We start from the raw sequence: 1,104 nt of genomic DNA on the forward strand, positions 1-1,104 counted from the left end.
TTTATTATACAAGGGGTATTAATATCTCTTGAGAACAACGGCGATATTTTTTTATAAATGCATCGCTTGTCTTAATACATGACAAATTTTTGACACATTATGCATATCAGAGTCACATTCTTACAAGACTAGTGTTGGTTAAATTGCTACTATTTGCTACTGTGATTACTTATAATCGTAAGTCTCAATCGCTTACTATTCTAGTCAGTTCTGCACGTCTTTTTTGCACTTCTTTTTGTACTTTTTATTGTTATTAATGCCTTTAACAACGATTACGGTAGGCATTGATACTTTTAAATTAGGTTTGACTATGTCTCAACACTCCATACTAAAATGGTCAACAGTTGCGCAAATGTTATCAAAGCGACAATCTGTACCATTATCAGCGCCCACTTTATCACTATTACAAGGCTCGCGACTATCTTTGATGGCTGGTATATTGTTAACTACCGTATTTTCAATGCCGACAGCCAACGCTGCTAGCTGCAAAATACCCAAAAGCTACTATAAAAACGTCTCTTGTACGTCCGCTAGTGGCCATTACTTAGCGATAACAGACTTTGGCGCACCAGTTGCATTGATTAATAGCAAAGGTAAAAGGGTCGTTGATCTGTCACGCTACCAAAAGGTGGATGCCAATAATATGGCAGGCGGATTATTGCCTGTATTGCGTCATGGCCGCGTCGGTTATATCAATATGCAAGGTCGTGAAGTGGTTCCTACCATATACGAGATGTTCAAGGGCAATGGAGGCTGGGCGCGTCCAGTGTCTGAGGGCCGTATCGTTGTCAAAAGAAACGGTGATTATGGCGTTATCGGCACTGGCAACCAGACAATCGTACCTTTCTCATCAACAATCACTGATATTGACGATTACCGAGGTGGGGTTGCTCGCATACGTAGAAACCAGTCTACAAGCTGGCTGGACAAAAATGGCAAAACCACTAGCGACCCCAATGCTAAAGAGGGTAACAGTGGGGCAATGTCTGCTACTGCTCAAACGCAGCAACCAAGACCCACACCTTTCACGACTTTGCAGCCTCATCAGCAAGATGGTCGTTGGGGTTTCGTTGATGATAAAAACGTCACTATGATTACTTATTC

1 protein-coding gene is annotated in these 1,104 nt (G+C 41.8%); it reads left to right on the top strand.

Annotated elements, in window-relative coordinates; translation table 11 throughout:
• Positions 1 to 310: 310 nt before the first annotated feature.
• Positions 311 to 1,104, top strand: a 794-nt coding sequence (locus ACS8FD_RS16285; RefSeq protein WP_439276610.1) for a WG repeat-containing protein, incomplete at its 3' end; no start/stop codon positions are given.

Source organism: Psychrobacter sp. 1U2, from assembly GCF_051847575.1.